The sequence below is a fragment of the Sporosarcina sp. Marseille-Q4063 genome (assembly GCF_018309085.1).
Taxonomy (GTDB): domain Bacteria; phylum Bacillota; class Bacilli; order Bacillales_A; family Planococcaceae; genus Sporosarcina.
In genome coordinates, this window is record NZ_CP070502.1 from 2971085 (window position 1) to 2992840 (window position 21756).

Annotated in this window: 22 protein-coding genes; 18 read left to right on the plus strand and 4 right to left on the minus strand. The window is 42.4% G+C overall.

Annotated elements, in window-relative coordinates; genetic code table 11:
* Positions 1-10 precede the first annotated feature (10 nt).
* The 3 genes from JSQ81_RS15355 to murA all read left to right on the plus strand — a co-directional run bounded on the left by JSQ81_RS15355 (position 11) and on the right by murA (position 2405).
* Positions 11-415 carry a F0F1 ATP synthase subunit epsilon gene (locus tag JSQ81_RS15355; protein WP_212604889.1) on the plus strand — a complete coding sequence of 135 codons (405 nt, stop codon included), beginning with the start codon at positions 11-13 and terminating at the stop codon, positions 413-415.
* 80 nt (positions 416-495) lie between these two features.
* Positions 496-732 carry a DUF1146 family protein gene (locus JSQ81_RS15360; RefSeq protein WP_212604890.1) on the plus strand — a complete coding sequence of 79 codons (237 nt, stop codon included), beginning with the start codon at positions 496-498 and terminating at the stop codon, positions 730-732.
* Between the two features lie 368 nt (positions 733-1100).
* The gene (murA, locus tag JSQ81_RS15365) at positions 1101-2405 is read left to right on the plus strand and encodes a UDP-N-acetylglucosamine 1-carboxyvinyltransferase (protein WP_212604891.1); all 1305 of its coding nucleotides are present in this window, start codon (positions 1101-1103) and stop codon (positions 2403-2405) included.
* 136 nt (positions 2406-2541) lie between these two features.
* Here murA and JSQ81_RS15370 read toward each other — a convergent pair whose 3' ends face one another.
* Positions 2542-2781, minus strand: a complete 240-nt coding sequence (locus JSQ81_RS15370) for a hypothetical protein (RefSeq protein WP_212604892.1) — start codon at positions 2779-2781, stop codon at positions 2542-2544.
* A gap of 49 nt (positions 2782-2830) precedes the next feature.
* Here JSQ81_RS15370 and spoIID point away from each other — a divergent pair, with 49 nt between their 5' ends.
* From spoIID to JSQ81_RS15410, 8 genes are all read left to right on the plus strand, one after another.
* Entirely contained in the window at positions 2831-3787 is a 957-nt protein-coding gene (gene spoIID, locus JSQ81_RS15375) for a stage II sporulation protein D (RefSeq protein ID WP_249336554.1), read from the plus strand.
* Between the two features lie 30 nt (positions 3788-3817).
* Positions 3818-4468 (plus strand): M23 family metallopeptidase, encoded by a 651-nt coding sequence (locus JSQ81_RS15380; protein ID WP_212604893.1) that lies wholly within the window; start codon positions 3818-3820, stop codon positions 4466-4468.
* A 181-nt stretch (positions 4469-4649) separates the two neighbouring features.
* Positions 4650-4919 carry a sporulation transcriptional regulator SpoIIID gene (locus JSQ81_RS15385; RefSeq protein WP_210470107.1) on the plus strand — a complete coding sequence of 90 codons (270 nt, stop codon included), beginning with the start codon at positions 4650-4652 and terminating at the stop codon, positions 4917-4919.
* A 175-nt stretch (positions 4920-5094) separates the two neighbouring features.
* On the plus strand, positions 5095-6090 hold the full coding sequence (locus JSQ81_RS15390) for a rod shape-determining protein (RefSeq protein WP_212604894.1): 996 nt from the start codon (positions 5095-5097) through the stop codon (positions 6088-6090).
* Between the two features lie 57 nt (positions 6091-6147).
* A complete protein-coding gene (locus JSQ81_RS15395; protein ID WP_249336555.1) occupies positions 6148-6471 on the plus strand; it encodes a DNA-directed RNA polymerase subunit beta in 324 nt (107 codons plus the stop codon).
* A gap of 17 nt (positions 6472-6488) precedes the next feature.
* Complete coding sequence (gene fabZ / locus JSQ81_RS15400) at positions 6489-6923, plus strand: 3-hydroxyacyl-ACP dehydratase FabZ (protein ID WP_212604895.1); 435 nt, start codon at positions 6489-6491, stop codon at positions 6921-6923.
* A 130-nt stretch (positions 6924-7053) separates the two neighbouring features.
* Positions 7054-7386, plus strand: coding sequence for a hypothetical protein (locus JSQ81_RS15405; protein WP_212604896.1), 333 nt, complete (start codon positions 7054-7056; stop codon positions 7384-7386).
* Between the two features lie 94 nt (positions 7387-7480).
* Complete coding sequence (locus tag JSQ81_RS15410) at positions 7481-7798, plus strand: hypothetical protein (protein WP_212604897.1); 318 nt, start codon at positions 7481-7483, stop codon at positions 7796-7798.
* Positions 7799-8145: 347 nt separating this feature from the next.
* Here the strand turns inward: JSQ81_RS15410 and JSQ81_RS15415 are convergent, their stop codons facing one another.
* Positions 8146-8586: a YwpF family protein gene (locus JSQ81_RS15415; RefSeq protein ID WP_212604898.1), complete on the minus strand. Its 441-nt coding sequence runs from the start codon at positions 8584-8586 to the stop codon at positions 8146-8148.
* Positions 8587-8860: 274 nt separating this feature from the next.
* Here JSQ81_RS15415 and JSQ81_RS15420 point away from each other — a divergent pair, with 274 nt between their 5' ends.
* The gene (locus JSQ81_RS15420; RefSeq protein ID WP_212604899.1) at positions 8861-9298 is read left to right on the plus strand and encodes a single-stranded DNA-binding protein; all 438 of its coding nucleotides are present in this window, start codon (positions 8861-8863) and stop codon (positions 9296-9298) included.
* A 238-nt stretch (positions 9299-9536) separates the two neighbouring features.
* Complete coding sequence (locus tag JSQ81_RS15425) at positions 9537-9695, plus strand: hypothetical protein (RefSeq protein WP_212607765.1); 159 nt, start codon at positions 9537-9539, stop codon at positions 9693-9695.
* Between the two features lie 45 nt (positions 9696-9740).
* On the opposite strand, the gene JSQ81_RS15430 is transcribed toward JSQ81_RS15425, so the two are convergent.
* Together JSQ81_RS15430 and JSQ81_RS15435 are read right to left on the minus strand one after the other, a co-directional pair.
* Complete coding sequence (locus tag JSQ81_RS15430; RefSeq protein ID WP_212604900.1) at positions 9741-12482, minus strand: DEAD/DEAH box helicase; 2742 nt, start codon at positions 12480-12482, stop codon at positions 9741-9743.
* Positions 12479-14062 carry a hypothetical protein gene (locus JSQ81_RS15435; RefSeq protein ID WP_212604901.1) on the minus strand — a complete coding sequence of 528 codons (1584 nt, stop codon included), beginning with the start codon at positions 14060-14062 and terminating at the stop codon, positions 12479-12481. Before JSQ81_RS15435 ends, JSQ81_RS15430 begins: the two co-directional genes overlap by 4 nt.
* Positions 14063-14315: 253 nt before the next feature.
* Here JSQ81_RS15435 and JSQ81_RS15440 point away from each other — a divergent pair, with 253 nt between their 5' ends.
* The 5 genes from JSQ81_RS15440 to JSQ81_RS15460 all read left to right on the plus strand — a co-directional run bounded on the left by JSQ81_RS15440 (position 14316) and on the right by JSQ81_RS15460 (position 21612).
* Positions 14316-14777 (plus strand): transcriptional regulator, encoded by a 462-nt coding sequence (locus tag JSQ81_RS15440; RefSeq protein ID WP_212604902.1) that lies wholly within the window; start codon positions 14316-14318, stop codon positions 14775-14777.
* A gap of 390 nt (positions 14778-15167) precedes the next feature.
* Positions 15168-15860, plus strand: coding sequence for a hypothetical protein (locus JSQ81_RS15445; RefSeq protein WP_212604903.1), 693 nt, complete (start codon positions 15168-15170; stop codon positions 15858-15860).
* Complete coding sequence (locus JSQ81_RS15450; protein WP_212604904.1) at positions 15857-17161, plus strand: HlyD family secretion protein; 1305 nt, start codon at positions 15857-15859, stop codon at positions 17159-17161. Before JSQ81_RS15445 ends, JSQ81_RS15450 begins: the two co-directional genes overlap by 4 nt.
* A 278-nt stretch (positions 17162-17439) precedes the next feature.
* Positions 17440-21054, plus strand: a complete 3615-nt coding sequence (locus JSQ81_RS15455) for a S8 family serine peptidase (protein ID WP_249336556.1) — start codon at positions 17440-17442, stop codon at positions 21052-21054.
* Between the two features lie 33 nt (positions 21055-21087).
* Positions 21088-21612 carry a hypothetical protein gene (locus tag JSQ81_RS15460; protein WP_212604906.1) on the plus strand — a complete coding sequence of 175 codons (525 nt, stop codon included), beginning with the start codon at positions 21088-21090 and terminating at the stop codon, positions 21610-21612.
* Positions 21613-21756: the final 144 nt, after the last annotated feature.

The following is a 21756-nucleotide window of genomic DNA, read 5'->3' on the forward strand; positions in this document are numbered from 1 at the left end:
GAGGGAAAAAATGAAAACAGTAAAAATTCATATCGTTACTCCCGACGGCCCTGTTGTAGATACTGAAGCGGACATGATTATCGCGATGACGGAAACGGGCGAATTGGGAATACTTCCAGGCCACATCGCAACGGTCGCACCGCTTCAAATCGGCGGGCTTCGTATTAAAAAAGGTAATGAAACAAAAGTTGTTGCCGTTCACGGCGGATTCATTGAAATTCGTCCTGAAATCGTTACAGTTCTTGCTCAAAGCGCTGAAACAGCTGAAAACATCGATCTTGCGCGCGCTAAGAATGCTGCAAAGCGGGCTGAAATTGCGCTTCAAGCTAAAGAAGATGAAGCAAGCTTTTTGAATGCGGAACTCGAACTAAAACGTGCAATTAATAGAATTAACGCTTCAGAAAACAGGTATTAATTAGCGTCAAGATGATAAAAATTGGGCAGAGGAGGTTGTTTCTTCTGTCCTTTTCTTTGATAATGGAAGGAGTCAAGATTATGGATGGCATGTTCGGTTTCCAACCATTACTTGCAATCGTTTCCCATATATTTTTTATCGGTGTTTCTTTTTATGCACTTCAATCAATCATGCCGGAAAAAATCATTCGAAAAAACAAAGTGTTTCAAGCGCAAATTTTATTTATTTTTTTAAGTATAATGATTGGATCTTCCGTATCAAATTTCTTTCTTGAGATATCCTATTGGTCAGGAAGAATTCCTACAATGTTTCGATAACATTCGACTATTTCGCAAATGAATTTGGCATACTATTCTAAGTCGGTACCTGTTATCGCCGCGTGTATGTTGGTTTTAAACACTGTACATGGGGCGATGGCATGTAAAGCCGTCAATGTTTAAAAAGAATATCGTGGGGAATTTAACGAACAGTAACCTGCGCGGAAGGTATAAAATAGCAATGACACAAAAATTCAAATAAGTACATACGATAGATTACACCAAGATAGTCATTTCGTTACTTGTAAATAAATGTCGAACACTGTAAACTAATGTGAGTTTTTGTTATTACTATACAACATTTTAAGTAAAATATAAGCGTAAGTTAATTTTTAAATAAGCACAATTTAAAGTCGGAGGGACTAATTATGGATAAGATTATTATAAACGGGGGACGCGTTCTAAAAGGAACTGTCCGCGTTGAAGGCGCGAAAAATGCTGTTTTGCCTGTATTGGCAGCTGCACTTCTCGCATCAGAAGGCGTTAACGTCATTCGGGATGTACCAAATCTGTCGGATGTCGGCACAATCAGTGCAGTTTTAAAAAGCTTGAACGCAGAAGTAGAAGCGGTGCCAGAAAGAAACGAAGTCATCATTGATTCATCGGGGACGTTGTCAAGCGAGGCCCAATTTGAATATGTACGTAAAATGAGAGCTTCAATCCTTGTCATGGGCCCAATTCTTGCACGAAACGGTTTTGCTCGTGTCGCATTGCCAGGCGGTTGTGCAATTGGATCACGTCCAATTGACCAACATTTAAAAGGCTTCGAAGCAATGGGTGCAGAAATTTCATTTGGTCATGGCTATGTTGAAGCGAAAGCTGAAAATGGCCTTAAAGGTGCGAAAATTTATCTCGACTTCCCAAGCGTAGGCGCAACAGAAAACATCATGACTGCCGCTGCTCTTGCAAAAGGCACGACAGTTATTGAAAACGCAGCGAAAGAACCAGAAATTGTAAACTTGGCGAACTTTATTAACGAAATGGGCGGTAAAGTTGTCGGTGCAGGAACTGATATGATTCGTATCGAAGGCGTAACGAAATTATACGGCATCACACATCATATTATCCCGGATCGTATCGAAACAGGTACTTTCATGGTAGCAGCTGCGATTACAGGCGGCGACGTTATCATTGAAAATGCCGTTCCAGAACACAACGCAGCACTTATTTCGAAAATGGGCGAGATGGGCGTCAATATCATCGAATTGGATGAAGGCGTTCGCGTCCACGCGAAGTACCCGCTTAAATCAGTCAACTTAAAAACAATGCCGCACCCAGGTTTCCCGACAGATATGCAATCGCAAATGATGGCGTTAATGCTTACTGCAACAGGAACTGGTGTCATTACGGAAACTGTTTTTGAAAACCGCTTTATGCACGTCGAAGAATTCCGTCGCATGAACGCAACTGTAAAAATCGAAGGCAAATCAGTTATCTTAGAAGGCCCGTCAAAGCTACAGGGTGCTGAGGTAGCCGCAACCGACCTAAGAGCAGCTGCAGCACTCATTCTTGCTGGATTAGCAGCAGAGGGCGTTACACGCGTCACAGAGTTGATTCACCTTGACCGCGGCTATGTAGACTTCCATAAGAAGCTCGAAGCATTAGGCGCAGATATTGAGCGTGTCTCATCTGAAGAAGAAGTCGAAAGCAGAACGAAGCAAGAACTCGTATAACTAATTGTGATATTTGAAATAAGAAGGGTCATCGATGTTACTACTATCGGTGGCCCATTTTGTGTTTTATATGTGGGATTGGTCGTTTGATTGGCTGGTTTAGTCGTATGCGGATTGACTATGGTCGTTTCGCCGGCTACTTTGGTCGTTTGAATGCGCTGTGAAATTTGTACATATCGATAAGTGTTGCTGCCGTAATGCGTTCCGGCTTCAACAAATAAAAGCACTTCGGTTTGCTTTTTTGGAGACTTTTGGTCGTTTGGCAGAGTGCTTTAGTCGTTTGGGAATCGACTATGGTCGTTTGGATAGCCGCTTGCCAGTCAACATTGGTCGTTTCCACACGCGCTATAGTCGTTTCACCATTTATTCCAGTCAAACCGCTTCTGGGACATGCATATTAAGGGGTGAATTTCATATAATCGACTATGACAAAAATATGGGCTAGTTCATTATTATTACTCATTGTAATGTTTTTTATTCCAGTAATTTTTCTAAGAGGACCGAGCGCTGGGCCAGAGAAGGAGGAGAAAAAAATAGAACAATCTTGTCCGATCGACATTAAGGTTGTCGGTGTGGACGAGCCATTAGCGCTTGAGGAATACGTAAAAGGAGTCGTCGCAGGGGAGATGCCGATCGATTTTCATGCAGAAGCATTGAAAGCGCAATCGATCGCAGCAAGGACGTACGCACTCAGAACGACTAATTTCGGTGAAAATCCAATTGCCCGTGATGTCTCCGCTCAAGTATACAAATCGAAAGAAGAGCGGAAAAAACAGTGGGGGAAGAAATTTAAAGAAAATGAAAAGAAACTTTCGTCAGCAGTCGAAGCGACGACTGGCGATGTATTACTTTATAACGACGAGTTGATTTCGGCGATGTTTTTCTCGACATCGAATGGGCAGACAGAAACTGCCGAAAACTATAGCGGTAGTGAAATTCCTTATTTGCAAAGTGTCGACAGTCCGGGCGATGAGAAAGTTGCGCCGACATATGAAGTGAAAACGGAATTACCGTTAACTAAATGGAACGAGGCATTCGGGATTGAATGGAATGCCGATATGTTCAAATCTCTTCAACTCACTCGAAATCCAACAGGGCGCGTTCAAAAAGTAGCCACAGCCGGATTCGAATCGAATGGACGCGAAATACGAGAAATACTCGGACTCAGGTCAACGGATTTCGATATTGCATTCGACGTGACGAACGAGATTGTCATCATAAAAACGCTAGGGTTTGGGCACGGCGTCGGCATGAGCCAGTACGGTGCAGAGGCATTTGCGCAGGATGGATGGACGGCAGATAAAATCGTCCAACACTATTATACTGGTACAGTAATAAAAAATTTGATTAACCTTGAGAATGTATGTTTAAAAGCACCTTAACTTGCAAACAATAGCAGTGAGGTGATGATTATGCGAGAAGAAAAAACGAAATCTCCTTCTCAAAAGAATAAACGCAAGCAAACAAAGAGTTGGTTTTGGCCAGCAATCTATTCGGGTATCGCAATCGTATTTGTAGGAATGATCTGGGGTTACACTGCACTAATAAAAGATGCCCCGGATAAGACAGCAAAGAGTCCCGATAGTGAAGTAGTCGTGGATGTCAACGCATCAAAGGAATCTTTCAAATATCCTTTTTCTGAAGAACTCCTTAATGATGTAGCCATTCTACAAGATTACTATGACATGGAAGCCGACGAATCCATGCGCGAAAATGCACTACTTGTCTTTAATCAGTCATACGTAACGAATTCCGGCGTTTCTATTTCGATAGACGGAAAACCGTTCGAAGTGCTCGCGTCAATGAGTGGTGTCGTCGAAGAAGTTACTACAGATGTCTTCAGCGGGGATGAGGTTGTGATCAAACACGCGGATGGCATGAAGACCGTGTATAGTTCACTTACAGGGATTCTAGTGAAACAAGGCGATGAAGTAGCTCAAGGAGATCCACTCGCAACGACAACGCAAAACGAATGGAATCCAGCAGCTGGCGTGCACCTGCTTTTTGAAGTGCATGTCGACGGTGAACCGGTTAATCCCGGAAAGCATCTAGCATTTGAATAGTAGATGTTTGTTCAGAAAAAGCCACTCTTCGGGGTGGTTTTTTAATTTTCAAAATTTATTTTCGGAAAAGTGCTTAAAAACAGCCATAAACCAAGCCTTCTCGCACTAAACGCGAGCATAACGCCTTAATCTGTCGCATACAGTAAGACAAGATTCGGAGTCGATAGGAAAGGAAGAGGGCGTGCACGAGCAAATACGGAGGCGATGCGTGCGCCTCGGGGAGTTATTGCTGGAGACTGAGGTTACCGTGCGAGGACTAGCGAAAGTGACGGGGTATTCGAAAAGCACTGTTCACAAGGATTTGACAGAGCGATTGCCAAATATCGATGTAGGCTTGGCAGAAGAAGTTGCAAAAATACTTGCTTATCATAAATCCGTCAGACATTTAAGAGGCGGTGAGGCAACCAGGCTTAAGTGGATGAATGAAGCGAAAAAGATTGAAGAAGAATAAGTGAAAGAGCGGAGCCAGATCCGGACTGAGGCGCCGCTTTTTTAAATTAAAAAAGAGATTTCAATATAATTGGAAATTGGTCCTTAAGTATGTTCATTTTCCCCTTACTATGGTAAAATTACGAATTAAGAGCGTGCAAAATGCCACGAAACAGTTGGAAGGGGAAGCGGGAATAATGTTTGCAAAAGATATTGGGATTGACCTTGGTACGGCGAACGTCTTAATTCACCTCAAGGGAAAAGGGATTGTCTTAAACGAACCGTCAGTTGTCGCATTAGATAAAAGAAATAATAAAGTGCTGGCTGTCGGTGAAGAAGCATGGAAAATGGTCGGAAGAACACCAGCAAATATCACGGTTACTCGTCCTTTAAAAGACGGCGTAATCGCAGATTTCGACGTGACAGAAGCAATGCTTAGTCATTTCCTCGATAGACTTAACGTGAAAGGCTTTTTCACAAAACCTAGAATACTTGTCTGTTGCCCGACGAATATTACAAGCGTTGAACAAAAAGCGATTCGCGAAGCAGCCGAAAAGTCCGGCGGCAAGAAAATATTTTTAGAAGAAGAACCAAAAGTTTCCGCGATCGGCGCCGGAATGGATATTTTTCAACCAAGTGGTAATATGGTGATTGATATCGGCGGCGGAACATCCGACGTTGCTGTTTTATCGATGGGTGATATCGTAACATCCGAATCTATTAACATCGCTGGAGACACATTAGACAACGACATAATCCAATACATCAAAAACCAATATAAATTGCTCATTGGACTGCGCACCGCTGAAGACATTAAATTTAACGTCGGTACGGTTTTCCAAGGATCTCGGAATGAGACGATGGACATCCGTGGCCGCGATATGGTTTCTGGACTTCCACGCACCGTTACAATTGATTCAGAAGAAATTAGACTTGCATTGAGAGAATCTATGTCTATCATTGTCCAGGCTGCACGTAATGTTCTGGAGAAAACGCCACCTGAGCTTTCTGCCGACATTATTGACCGCGGTGTGTTCTTAACCGGCGGGGGCGCGCTAATTCACGGGATCGACCAATTATTAGCGGAAGAATTAAAAGTGCCCGTGTTTGTTGCAGATAATCCGCTCGACTGCGTTGCGAGAGGGACAGGCATTCTACTAGAAAACATTCAAAAAAGTTCACGTAAATTTTAATTCTACATAAAATTCGAATTGAGTTTCATTCAATTTGTTTGTATAGGGGTACTGAATATGATGGATAAGTTAAAGTTTCGACGCTCACAAAGAGAAGTGGATTCAAAAACAGATGAAAAGCCAAGCGTTGAAACCAGTTCAAGAAAAGAACTAAGAAAGGCTAAACGCGGTGAAGCCACCGAACCTAAAAAAACGCTTTGGGTTCAGATCCGGATGATCCCGATTTGGCTTCGTCTTATTTTGATCATTTTACTAATAGCTATCGTTGCCGTAATTGGATTACGGTTCGGGTATAGCTATATTGGCGACGGAAATCCTGAGGATGTACTCAAAAAAGAAACATGGACACATATCATTGATATCATCAAAGGAAAAGAATAATTTTGCAGGAGGCTCACATGCTTACAGTACAACAAATTCAAGCCATTTTACCACATCGTTACCCATTTTTAATGGTCGATAAGATTCTAGAAGTAGAAGAAGGCAAACGCGCCGTTGGAATAAAAAACGTCACGATAAACGAAGATTTTTTCAACGGACATTTTCCAGGCTACCCAGTCATGCCAGGCGTTCTTATTGTAGAAGCGCTTGCGCAAGTGGGAGCAGTTGCTTTATTGAAGAAAGAAGAAAATAAAGGCCGCCTTGCATTTTTTGCGGGCATCGACAATTGCCGTTTCAAACGCCAAGTCGGACCTGGCGACACATTGACACTCGAAGTTGAAATTACGCGACTCCGCGGTCAAATGGGCAAAGGAAAAGCAATCGCAAAAGTCGGCGATGAAATCGCTTGTGAAACCGAAATTTTATTTGCTCTCGGCCCAGTGGTCGAATAAGTAGTATGTCTTAATGATTGAATAAAAATCAATATAAAAAATAATGGATAGTTCCCTCTATTTCGTACAACCTACAAAGACCATGCAGATTTGTGTGGTAAACGGCTTGTGGAAAGGAGGGAATCTTTTCATGTTGAAAAAAACGATACCATTTTTTCTAATTTCGGCGCTCGTACTAGGCGGCTGTATGAACGGTAATGACGATGATATAGTGCCTAATAATAACGAAACACCGATGCAGGATGATGTGCAGGATCGTGATAAAAACTGGACTCCTAATGCCAACGATAATAATGAAGGCGGAACGGATCTAGATGGGAATGACAATGGTCAAAACGGTAATGGTGGAAACAACGGGTTCATCAATGGCGACAACGGCGATAATGGCGTCAATAATGGAAACGGAGCACCGAACGACACAATTATCGATGATGAGCTTGACGAAAATGGAACCAACCGCTAACCGCAAGCCTTAAACACCGCCTCGAAATAAACCGAGGCGGTGTTTTGCCGTAAAAAAGCCCGAAACGACCAAAGAACGCCTTCAAACGACTAATGTGGGTCTCGAAACGACTAATGAGTTCTCTCAAACGACTAAAGTTGCCGTCGAAACGACTAATGAGTTCTCTCAAACGACTAAAGTTGCCGTCGAAACGACCATAGCACGTCTCCAAACGACCAAAGTCTCTAAAAAAGAAAACCAAAGTGCTTTATTTGTTGAAGCCGGAACAAATTACGAGCGCAACACTTATCGACTTGTACAAATTTCAAAGCGTATTCAAACGATTAAAATAGCCGGCGAAGCGACTAAAATCAAAAAAAATTTTGAGGTGGAGAATCCTTATTCAAGTACTCGATTTTATTCGATTCGTTGATCTGCGTTCCGGGCGGACGCTTTCCTGCGGGCGAGCGCCGAGCCGCTTCGTCGCTCCGCTCCTGCAGGGTCTCGCCTGTCTCGCTGATTCCTCTGGAGTCGCCACCCTACACTCCAGTCAACTACTTTCATTATACAAAGGGTGTATAGTGGCAATTCTTGGATAAAGGGAACGTCAACGATTTATCAAGAAAAAAACCAAAGTGCTTTATTTGTTGAAGCCGGAACAAATTACAAGCGCAACACTTATCGACTTGTACAAACTTCACATCAACGCCAAACGAGCAAAGCATCCGGTAATAAAACAAAAAAAGTGCCACCCATCAACAGGGCAGCACCACACCAAACTCACTCATCTTCCTCAATATCCCGCTTCAACCGCGGACGTGAACGCATGTCCGTCTCAAAACGCTCAAGCAATGTCGCGCCTTCCAAACCTTCCCCGATCAATTCCTCCAACAGGTGCTCGGCATATTGCGTACGAGCCCGTTTTAATCTGCCTTTCAACAAAACCGAAATATTATTTCCGATTTGTTTCACCGCACTAACAGCTACGCGAAAACCGGCGGGTTCGTTTTCTGGATACGAAATGACGACTTTTGCCTCGAGCAAATCGTCTTCACCTTGAAATGATTCGAAAAACGCCTTATGCTTTTCCTCGATAAACATCTCAAGAATCCACATCCGGTGGCTATTCTCTTGATTTATAATAATTCCATCGATAAGCGGGAAATCTATAACTTGTTCATCGTGCAAGATTCCAACTGACAACATCTTAAATGTTTTCATCATGCGCACCACCTTCAAATTTGCTTTGATTATACCATATTTTCGAGGCTGGAATAAATAAACAACAAACCTGCCAAAGTTAATTTATCTAAAATTCGACATCCTGCAAAAAATGCATAACGCTGTCGTTTCTTAGAATAGACAATCAAACTAGATATCTTGAAATAATGAAAATCAACGCGAAAAATGCTTCAAAACTGAAAAAACGCCTTTTGCTAAAAATCGACTCGGTGTCGTATTATCAAATTAATTCAAAAAGAAAGGAGGGTATTGGTTGAATCAAGTCGCACTTGTAGGGCGCATAACAAAAGATCCCATCTTGCGGAAATTATCTCGAGATCGGGTCCAAACAAGTATTATCATCGCAATAAATCGCAACTATAAGAATACGAAAGGAGAAATAGAAGCGGATTTCATATTATGTTCTTTATTCGGTCGACTTGCGGAAAACACAGCAAAGCATTGTGGAAAAGGTTCGCTAATCGGACTGAGTGGTCGCATCCAGTCCAGAACTTACGAAAGAGAAGATCAAAGTCGTGTTTTCGTCACGGAAGTGATTGGAGACGAAGTTCGATTTCTTTCAACAAAATCTAGATTAAATGACGATTTATACGCGAATTCTACAGTGTCGAATCACCAAGAAATTGCGGAATCAGAAACAGATCACTTTGAATTACCTGCACAAGAAAGCAAAGAACTACCAATTATGTAACAAAAGGGGGAAATTGTCCGGATAACAAACCGGAGCTGAATACTACAATTATATGAATAGCTGTGAAGGAATCTACTTAATGTTGAAAAGGCCTTTTGGGGGATCGGCCTTTCGGTTATACGGAAAAATATCATAGGGAAAAACTTAATTGCTAATTAAAAAACCGCGCGACGGTGCCTGAGAGAAGACTGCCTTTCAGGTGCCATTACCGCGGAACTAATAAAAGGAGATGTTGTGTTTGACGAAACTCGAAAAAGAAATTGTGCGAATGGAGCTTCAAATTAGCGAATTAATCCGAGTCGTGGCGAATTTAAACGAACGCTTAAAAAGGGTAGAGGACAAAAGTACAGGCAAGGAATTTGTCAGGCAAGTGCCGATTGTGCAAAAAATAACGTGAAAAATCCCAGAGAAGAAGAATTTCAACTCTGGGACAAAAATATAGTTATCCGAATGACAGTAAATCATCGAGTTCTCGGTCAGATAGCTCAGTCAACCACTGGCTAGATTGAATTAGATCGGCAGATAGAGCCGCTTTTTCGGCAAGCATCTTATCAATCTTTTCCTCAATCGTTCCAATCGTCACGAATTTATGGACATGCACGAACTTTGTTTGCCCGATTCGATACGCGCGGTCAGTTGCTTGATTTTCTACGGCCGGATTCCACCATCGATCCGCATGCAATACGTGATTGGCAGCCGTTAAGTTCAACCCGGTTCCGCCTGCACGCAGCGATAATACGAAGACCGGAAATTCACCGTTTTGAAAAGCATCGACCAGATTATCGCGTTGGCCCTTCGGCATGCTACCCGTCAAGAACGGGACGTCAATACCATGAAGTTCAGATAAGCAATGCTGGATGAGTTTTCCCATCCCGATATACTGCGTGAAAATAATGCATTGTTCACCGTTTTCCGCAATATTACCAGCCATCGACACGATACCGCTCAATTTGTCGGAACGTGCAACTAATTGCTCGGCCGGACCATGCGGCTCTTTCAAAAACAGCGCGGGGTGATTGCATAATTGTTTCAACCGACTAAGCATCGTCAAAATAAGTCCTTTTTTCTCAAAACCAGTCAAAGTCTGCAATTTAAACTTGGTCTCATCAAGGAAACTTTCATACAAAGCGGCTTGTTCAGTCGTCAGCGGAACATACTCGTTCTGCTCCAACTTCTTCGGCAGATTCAACAATAAATCTGGATCATTTTTCGTTCGACGCAATAAGAACGGTCGAATTTTCGCTCGAAGCTTTTGTTTATCGCGTTCTGAATCATCTCGCTCAATCGGAACGATGAAGTTATCCGTAAACGTCCGGAAGTTCCCGAAATATCCTTTATGAACAAAATCGAAAATCGCCCACAGCTCAGACAAACGGTTTTCAATCGGCGTACCCGTTAACGCAATATGATGTTGACCGTGCAATTTACGAATCATACGCGATTGTCTAGTTTGCATGTTTTTAATATTTTGAGCTTCATCAAGCGTAATGCTCGTAAACTCAGTCTCAGCAAGCATCTCACCGTCTTGAGAAGCCGTGCCGTACGTCGTTAAAATAACATCAGGACGCAAATCGGCTATCAACGTAGTAAACGCTGCGTCTTTCTCACGTGAAGGTCCATAATGCGTATGGACAGAAAGCGACGGCGCAAAACGTTCAATTTCCTTTTGCCAGTTACCAAGAACACTCGTCGGACAAATGATGAGCGATGGTTTTTCAGTGTCAGGACGCGCATGGACATTCAACAAATAAGCGATAAGCTGCACCGTTTTTCCAAGCCCCATATCATCGGCAAGAACAGCCCCGAACTGATTATCGCGCATGAAAATGAGCCAATCATATCCTTCAACTTGATAAGGACGAAGCTCTGCATGTAACTGCTCAGAAATACCAGCAGACGGCAACCCTTTTTTATCCGCCAGCACTTCCATATAGCCTTTCAATGATTTTTGCATTGAAAATTCAAATAGCGGATCCTCATCATCCTCATCGCTTTCAATCGGAACAATTTCCTCGGGGATGTCTTGGAATAAAAGATCTTTCACCGTCCACTCACCAGAATCGGCACGGTCCATAATATCTTTAATCTTTTTCAACCAAAGCGGGTCAATATGGAACCACTCATCACCCGATCGAATATATTCGCGATTTTCCTCAACAAGCTTTTGGAAAGCATCGCGACCAATTTCTTGTCCGCCAAGCGCGAAATTCCAGTCGAAGTTAAGAACTTCGTCGAGATTCGTCGCCGAGTTATAAGACTGCACGCTCGCACTCGTACGAACCCTCATTTTAGATTCTGTAATTGATTTTAACCAAGCAGGCAATATGATCGTGTAATTAAAGGACTGAAGCAACGGCAAATCTTCTTGAATGAACAACCGAACCTCTGAATCATGAATCGGAACTGACAAAAAGCTTCCATCAGACTCGATTTCGACAGAGCGAAGAAAAGAGATCATTTCAGATTGTTTTTCAGCAATTTCGTCCGCGTATTCAGCCCATCGCTCAGGAAGTGCTTCCGCGACAGGAAGATTTCTTTTACGAACAGCCGGCGTCCAGTGACGTTCACGTTCGCCGACAACAACCGTTTCAAGCATCCACTCAGCAGAGTCCGAATCTTCCTCGGGTTCCGTCAGCCGGAAAGCTACGCGCACAGGCATCGTCGATACTGACTCGCCCGGCCAACCATATTTCCGTAAATGCGGAAGAAGTGTCGGCAATTGTTCCGGACTTAGCGAAGAATCGATCAGTCTTCCGTACACCGCAGATTGAATAATTTGCACGGCTGCATCTGTTAGGGCAATTTCATCCGTATTAAAATGGATTCCTGTTTCATTCGTCTCGACATAGTTCCAGATTTTCGGATTGCGCCAAGCATCTGCAGCTTCTCGAATCGATTGAAGAATTTGGCTATCTTCCTCCGTTTGGCCTTCAAACTTCACGTAAGGATGCGATTCGGGAAATGACAACAGCAATTGGTCGGCTCTGAGATTCAGTTGATCATCGGTTATTTCCGCAAGAAGACCAAAAAATGTCCGTTCGTCATTAAAAAACAAATAGGAAACTAACTCGTCTGGATCGACGGGATAGCCGTTGCTATCTTCTGCGGAAACGGCGTATGTGTTTCCGTCGATCGGTTTTATACCAATACGGAGAAGGTGTTCCAATGTAAAAGTTTCACTCATAAGTACAAATTCCCTTTCTCCATTTCTTCCATAAGTGCACGAAGGCGGCGATTTTTCTCGCGCACTGTATCTATATAACGGTTCCAAAATTCATGTTTACCGCTCTTTTTACAACCATTCTTCATCTTTCTGAATAAATTCACCGCGCGACGATAACTTTGTCGATTGCGTTCCTTCACAAATTTTGTAGCATACACATGAAGAAGAGGAAGGACGGCCGCAGGATCTTCGGCCAACGCAATTTTCAATCCACCCGCTTCAGCAACTTCGTAAACAACACGATATCGGTGCATCAAAGCAGCCCATTCACGGAAACGACCACGTTCGACAAGGAAATCGGCATAAACATCTACGCCGGTTTCGCCGTAATAAGCGAACATTTTTTCACGCTCATCCTCCGGGAAATCCGCTGCTTCTAACAAGCCGTCAATTTTCCGCACAAAAGCGGGTCGTTGTGAAACAGATACCCTTTGCACTAAATAATCGCCAATGAACGGAAGAAGTGCCGACATGATAACAGCAAGGGAATCCATATTATCGTCTCGTTCAGCAAGATTCGCCAACGGCAACCATTTCGAAAAATCCTTGATCGTAATATCTTTAGAAAGATCTGCTAACTTATCATTCCGTCCTTGTATGACATAGAAAAAGGCAACCAAAGTTGAAGCATCCGGAGAATCATTATTCTCAAGCAGTTCTAACTCGCGTTGTCTAACAAATTTATCAGCAAATAACTGTTGCCAAAACAGTTGATAAACCCGGAAACGTTCGTCGAACAGTCCCTCATACTCCAATGCGAAAGTTCTCACAAACACTTTCAACTGATCATGAAATGGGTCTGTTTCAAAAAGTCTTGGTTTTGATGAAATGGATTTAACGCCATCAGCCAGTTTTCCAAGTTGATCGGTCAACCAGTTCTTGACGTACCATTTTCCGTAAGTAAAATTGGAGCCGCTACCGCCTAGATGGAAATAAATATACGGCCACGCAGCCTCAAGCGCATGCAACCGGTAATAAATGTCAAATAACGGTTTCCATTCATACTCAAAAGGTGATAGAGACCGTGATTTCTGGTCTATCAACTCGAATTTATGGATGAAGACCGCTGGATTTTCATTCAAACTTATGATTCGAATAGGGTTCATCAAACGTGATAAGACGTCACTCCAAGCTTCCGGAGTGCGATCTGTAATTTTAAAAGCCATTTGTTCCGTTTCCATCCTCCTCCATTCGTGCATCCATTCAGTTAAGGAATTAAATTGTAGATATAAATGGAAGATAACTGCTGCCCGGTGCGAACACCATCCAGGCTCGCCGCAAGTGCATGTCGTGCTTGATGCGCTAAACGATAAAGTCACTTCTTCTTCAAAATCGGTTCCATTAACTTCTGCGAGCACGGTTAATGTCGAAGAGTCATACGAATAGGATTCCACAGAACCACTACGAACCAGTGTTACCGCTTTTTGAATTTCTAATGCTTCTTCTGGTATATCAGATCGGAATGAATGTTTAATTTCATTCATAAAATTATTTAGCTCAGCTTCGTGCAAGTAGGATACACGTTCAACGGTCATGTGCATCGGACCACTCTCCTCAAAAATGCATTCCCTCTAGTATAACGCTTTTTGCGCCAATACGTAAATAATTAAATTCGAATTCTTTTATTAATTTATTTCTTATCAAGAATCTTTCCTAGACGCACTACCCGGTTTCCCGTAAATGGAAGAGTAGGAATAATGTTATAGGAATAATCGTGTAAACAATTCACATTTCCTGTTAGAATGTGATAGAATGATAGTAATAATCAGAATGTTCGATGAGGAGGGAGCAAAAATGCTATCAGTTCAACGAATGACGCCATTTTTCACTAGGAAAGAAGAATTCCGATTACGTCTCGTCTTTGCTTATCAGTACTTATCAATCGTGAAAGGAGATGAATTATTTCACTTTATACCGACTGAAGGGAAAGAAATCGTCATTAATATGAAAAGCCTTCAAGTGGAAAATCTCGGGGAAGTGTTTGTATTCCAACGTGGGAACCGATTTATTCGCTTACCACTCTATCAATTACTTCTGATTTCAGATATTCATTCGCACTTAAAAACCATTATGGAAGGGAGCCTCGATGTAGGCATGGAGATACAAGTAGAGTTAACGGAAGAAGTGCTTGTGGAATCCAAGGAGCTGATTGAAAGCCTCGAAACGGAAAACCGTCGACGAATGATCGACTACGCTTTGGAAACGAATGATTTGGATCTATTCAATGAACTAACGGAAGGAATGCAGCAAACTTGAATAAGAAAGAGTAAAGAACACCCATCGTAGTCTAAACGATAGGTGTTCTTATTTTAATCGCTATATAATAGTTCTTTAGATAATAAACGCTTGGAGAATAAAAACGACAATGGCAATCCCTGCAATGCCAAACAGAAAGTCTGTCCAAGTAAATGTTTCTGTATCGAACTCATTCATTTTTTCCATTTTTCAACACCCCTTTGTCGATTTCCCGGGAAATTGGAGAGATTTTGTCTAGTATTAATTTCCTTATCTATATAATAGACAAAAATCACCAGCCTTAAACCTGGAAGGGGGAATAAAGTAACTTTTTATCATTAAAAGTTACAACTGACGGAGTATTTGGTAGTATTAGGAATAATGATAGATTCTTAGGAAGGGATTGTAGTTATGTTCTTTAATTTCACTTTTCGGCAGTACTTAACTAATCCACATCGCTTAGCCGATGATCTTCAAACTTCCACAATTCGCGGATTTAGAAAACGTATCGTCTTTGTTTTTCTAGCGGGGCTGCTTTTATTCGGAGCCCGATCCTGGTGGGGAATGGGCACGGAAGCACTAACGCCTTTAGTAGCAACAACGACGACCGCAGATTTCACATTAGCGAGATTCGCATCGTTCATTGGTTCGCTTGCTTGGTCAATCATCTACATATCGTTTCACTTTTTTGGGTTCGCATACATAATTCATTTACTGATAAAAATTCCTTATAAAAAACTACTGCCATTGCAGCTCCTTGTAACAAGTTTGCTATTGGTGGAAAAAGCGCTTATCTTTCTCGTATTTGCAACAAAAGGCGGGGCAGCTAATTATTCATTTTTATCATTCGGCCCATTAGCTGCTACTTATCTCGAATCAAAATACATGATCTTATTTTTGAATCAATTAACACTGACAACCGCCGTTATTATTGCGCTTCAATATAGCTTTATTCGCGCGTTTACGGACGAATCAAAACGAAAATCCCTGTTATGGACGTTAATCGGAATTCATCTGGTTCTTGCTTTATTGACAGCGTCGGTTGGATTTATTCCAATAGAAACGTTATTTGACTTGATCTTTGATGGAGGTGGGGTCCAATGAGTAAATTAGGCAACATCACCATCGCAGTCGTGATTAGTTCGTTTTTAGCGTTCAACTTTTATTTGCTGTTCAATAAAGAAAGTAAAATTAGCAAATCATTATATGTTAGCGAGTTTGAAAGATTAACCGCTGGCGATTTCACCAAGGAAATGTCGAAAGAAGGGCTTATCTCTCCGCAAGAATTGTCGACGGTGTATGTCGGAAATGAAGATGAAGTCGAAAGTTGGCTTATTTCCGAAGGCGATGACGTCAAAATCGGCGATGAGCTAGCTTTATTGAATACAGCGCGTTCGGATGAAGAAAATGAACTTTTGAACACGAAACATCAAGCGCTTCTTCAACAAAAAAGTGAAATGGAATCACTGATTACGAACTTGAATACTTCAAAATCAACAACGGGTACAGACAGTTCATCCAATGTCGATCGAGATGAAAATGTGACGGAAGTTGAAGGCGGGGCAAAAATCGAACTCGAATTTAAAGTAGATTTCACAGTCGATGTGACGCAAGAAGGTTCTTATGCGCAAGCACATGCGGCGGCGGAACAACAATTGGCGGAGATTGCCAAAGAACTTACCGTCGTCGAAGCGCAATTGGCGCAGGAGTCGTCGAATACCGCAATCATTAGCCCGGTTTCAGGAGTTGTTTCCAATGTCATTCGACACGGTTCGAAGCTGGCCGTTGATATCTACAGCGCTGAAAAAATTATCACAACGTACGCCAAAGATCATGAGTGGCAATTGATTGAAGAAGGCGACCGCGTTTCGATTCAAGGCGAAGGTCCGGTTGGCATCAAAGAAGGAAATGTCATATCCGTTTCAGAACTTCCTGCCGCTGATAATAAGTTGATTGAAACATACAAAAAAATCGACAGTGAAAAATCCATTAATCCGCTGGCGTATTATGAAGTGCAAATGGCAACGCCCGAAGAGCTGGGGGCGACACCATACGGGCATAATGTAAATACAACGATTATCATAGACGAAGCGTTGGGTGCCGTTGCTGTCAATGAAGATTGGGTCAGTCGTTCCGACAAAAAATCCGCACGAGGAATGATCATCGACGAATCCGGCAAAGCAATCACCGTCAAACTTACGACGCCATTTGTTGAAGACACGCGTATTGTCGTAACGGAAGGCCTAGCCTCTGGACAAGTAGTTTTTCCAATGCCGAAGCCGACCCATGATATCCATAAAGGCAATCCAAGCGTTTTTCTAAAAATGCCGACGGATATGCCGACCAAAAAAGAATGGAAATCACGGACTTGGAAGGAATATTTGAAATTTATGATATTGAAATGATGGAAAGGCCACTAAATTTTAGTGGTCTTTTTTTATTTTATTAATATCCTGCAACCGCAACCATATATTTACAAAATTTAAAAAGTAGTCAATAGGGATTGATATCTATAAAAATCAATGACCCTTTTTAACTACTAAGCGACTTAATAACTATAGTCCTTTAGAATGAATTTTCGGTATAGTCAGAAACCGACAATCTTTTCGGTCTATTTATGATAGATTCATATTGTCAGACATTTAGGACAAGTGTCTCGAAGATAATTAAGGGAGGAATGAACTTGAAGAGTAAGAACAGGATTAGCTTTTTTAGCAGTTTATTAACATTCATCATGATCTTCACACTCCTAACACCTGCATTCGCATCGGCGAATTCAGGAAGCATACCATCTAAATCGTCTATTCCAAATGAAAGCACGATGCAGATGAAAGCGGCAATTGCGGAACAAGACCAGTTACGAAATCAGTTGCCAGCGCTTCATAAAGATTTGCAAAAAGAGAAAGGCCAACATGATGTTGAAGTCATCATTCACCTTTCTGAAGATCCGATTGCATTAACAGAAGGGAAAAAGAGTCTAAAACAACTTCCGTTCAATGCATCTGAAAGAGCGAAAGAGCAACAAAAAATTAACGCGCAACAAAAAGCTGTAAAAAATGCAATGAAAACACACAAGCTTCTTGTTAAAGAAGGCTTTGCTTATGAAACAGTATTAAATGGATTCTCAGCAACAGTGAAAGCGGACGACCTTGAGAAACTTCTTGAAATCAAAGGGGTAACACTCGTCGAACCGGTTGTTGAAGTTCATGCTTATGAAGATTCATCAGAAAATGCAGGTGGAGAAGTTAGTCCGATGATGGATACAAGTCATTCATTCCTCGGTATTGAAAGAATTTGGAATAAAGGCATTAAAGGCCAAGGTATCAAAGTGGGGGTTTTAGATACAGGAATCGATTATCATCACCCTGAATTTGAAGGCATCTATAAAGGTGGTTGGAACTTTATCGAGCACGATGATAGATACACAAGTCCGCGTGCAGATGACGATCCTTATGAAACAACACCATCCGAACGAGCAAGTGGTGTACCTGAATTTAACGCAAACGGAAGTTCATTTTACACTTCCCACGGTACGCACGTAGCTGGAACGATTGCTGCACTTGGGAACAACGAATACGGAATTGCGGGTCTTGCACCTGAAGTTGATTTGCACGCTTACCGTGTTCTTGGCGCTTACGGTAGTGGATCAAACGCTGGCGTTATCGCGGGTATCAATAAAGCGGTTGAAGAAGGTATGGATATTATCAACCTTTCTCTCGGCGGCGGAAATAACTCGTCAACGACTGCAGATACAATTGCAATTAACAACGCAATGATGGCGGGTACAGTAGCTGTATCAGCAACAGGTAACTCAGGTCCAAATCGTGGCACAATCGGAACACCAGCAGCGGCGGCACTAGGGATTGCAGTCGGAAACACGACAAACCCAGAAACAATGTACAACATTAATGTTTCAGTGCAAGCAGGAGATCTTGATCTCTCAAAACAGCTTAATTTAATGTCTACAACATATGGCACGGATGTTACGGAACAATTATCTGGTGAATTTGAGTTAGTCCCAGTTCCAGGTGTTGGTAATGTCGGTGATTTCAACGGCGTCGATGTTGACGGAAAAGTAGCGTTGATTTCCCGAGGTGAGATTGCATTCGTTGATAAAATCGCAAATGCAAAAGCCAACGGTGCAGTTGCAACAATTATTCACAACTTTGCAGGAGGATCCAATGCGCCAGATATTTCAAATGTATTCCTCGGAGATGACTTTGAATTCCTGCCAACTGTCGATATGTCTTGGACAGATGGAGAGGCAATTCGAACAGCTCTCGGCGGTGGAAATGGAACGGTTTCATTTAGCAATGTAGACAGCACGACAACAGAAGGCGACGAAGTGAATAATTCAAGTTCACGCGGACCAACGACGCCGCATTTTGATATCAAACCTGACGTATCCGCACCAGGAACAAACATTATGTCGACAATTCCGATGTATGGAAAAGAAGTTCCAGATGCAGATTACTCGAAAGCATTCACACGTAAAACAGGTACTTCAATGGCAACACCGCATATTGCAGGAATTGCAGCGCTTATTATGAACGCAAATCCAGATTGGAATGCATTTGACGTAAAAGTCTCGCTATCCAATACAGCAAAAATATTAGATACGGAAAAATATGACGTCTTTGCTCAAGGTCCTGGACGAGTTCAGCCTTATGAAGCGGCATATCCGAATGCACTCGCTTATGCGGAAGATACAGTAGTATCCGATGGCGTTGAAGTAGACAATCCAAAAGGAACAGTTACATTTGGACACCTACCAGAAATTGCTGATGGAGATGTTTCTTTAACAAAACAAGTTCGCGTGAAAAATCTTTCAGGCGAATCAAGTGAGTACAATGTATCCGTTGAAGTCACTAAATCATTTGGCGATGCCAATGTGACAGTGGATACTTCATCGTTCACATTAGGCGATGAGCAAATGTTAAACTTCACACTAAATGCGTCACAAGCGGCAGCACCTGCCGGCAGTGAAATACTCGGCTACATCCACATTACAGATGGTGTAACGGAACTTTCATTACCATTTGCAGCTGACTTCTCGCCTGCAGTAGAAGGAAAAACTGGAATTGAAAACTTCGAGCTTTCGGGTTACGACGTATCATTCCACCCAGATAGCACGGGAGATCCATTGCAACTGACATTTGATTTACACAATAATGTCTCAATCAACTATATCGAGCTATGGGATTTCTTTGACCCAGATGGCGGCGCATATGGCGATGGGTATATCGGTTATCTGCATGCCGGAGACTATTTAGGAGCAGGCAGCTACTACCTAGATATTGACGGACAATATGCTCCGTGGGGTGGAACTGGATTAGAAATGATTCCGGATAGCGTCTATACAGTTGACTTTACTGGGCTAAATGCCGATTCTCATGGAGATCCAATTATTTTCGACTGGGATGGCCCATTATTTGTAAAGAGCACACAGTCTGAAATTGAATCAGCTGAAGAGCATGTTGCGACAGACTCAACATACAACTTCACTGGATCAGTAATTGACAACTACATCGATTACTCACGTAATGGATTTGGCTATAACGTCAATACAAAACTTGCAACAACATTCGAAGCGAAAGATGCTGACGGCAATGTCGTATCAAGCGGACCTGTGAATCTTGCACAAAACGGTTCATTCGCATTCGACGTAACTGGACTTGCGGACGGCGATAACACGGTTACAATCTTCGTAAACGACGCAGCAGGGAATAGCGCTGAAGCTTCCTATGTAGTTTCGTACGAAGAAGTCATTGTTGACCCAGAACCAGAAGATCCAGAGTACGTTGTTTCTCCAGGTGAAATCGAAGACCAAATTGGCGGCGATTCAAAAGAAATCACAATCGCTGTACCAGCGTTCGATGAAGCTATGAACATCGAAATCGACGAAGCAATTGTGAATACGATTGTGGTATCAAAAATGGACGTAGTCGTTGAAACTGGCGACGGTTTTTCTTTCAACCTAGCTAGAAAAGTTATCAAGAAACTAGCAAATGGAACAGACGGCACGTTAACAATCGCGTTAACTAAAGAAGCATCGACGGGGCCGAATGCAATTTCAGACGTCTACTCATTCAATTTCGAAACGGGCGATGGCGCTGTGATTGACATCGGTAAAGAAAAAATCGACATCACAATCCCAGTCGACGTTTCAGACGTCAAGAAAACAAACAAACTTACCGTTCTAGATCTAGAGAACAATAGAACGTACAACCTGAAATACAAAGACGGCATCGCAACATTCAAAGCCGACGGACCAGGCAAGTTTGTCGCAGTAGATTAAGTAGAATAGAGCCGCTCCGAAGATCATTTCGGGGTGGCTTTTTCTAATCAACCCCTCAAACCTAGCGAAACGACCAAAGTCGCCATCCAAACGACTAAAGCAGCCGCCGAAGCGACTAAAGCGTCATCTCAAACGACTAATGTTGCCGCCGAAACGACCAAAGCGGTCTGCCAAACGACTAAAGTCTCCAAAAAAGTAAACCGAAGTGCTTTATTTGTTGAAGCTGGAACGTATTACGGCAGGAATACTTATTGCTTTGTACAAATTTTACAGCGTCTGCAAACGACCAAAGTAGCCAGCGAAACGACTAAAGAACCTCTCGAAACGCCCAAAGCCGATCCGCAAACGACTAATGTTGCTCTCGAAACGCCCAAAGCGGCATCTCAAACGACCAAAGTCTCCAAAAAGGTAATCCGAAGTGCTTTATTTGTTGAAGCCGGAACAGCATTACGACAGCAACACTTATCGCTTTGTACAAATTTTACAGCGTCTTCAAACGACCAATGCCGCCCGCCCCGTCAAAACTCCCCCTCAAACTCTCCCCAGAGCATCACCTAGTAAATCTCGCCCATTATTCCCCAAACAATAATCCAGATTAACCAAAATCACCCAATTCCACTAAGTGCCAAAAGATACATTTCTCCAAAAGCTCAAAAAATATCACCGAAATCTATTAATTACTAATACTCTTATGTTATGATT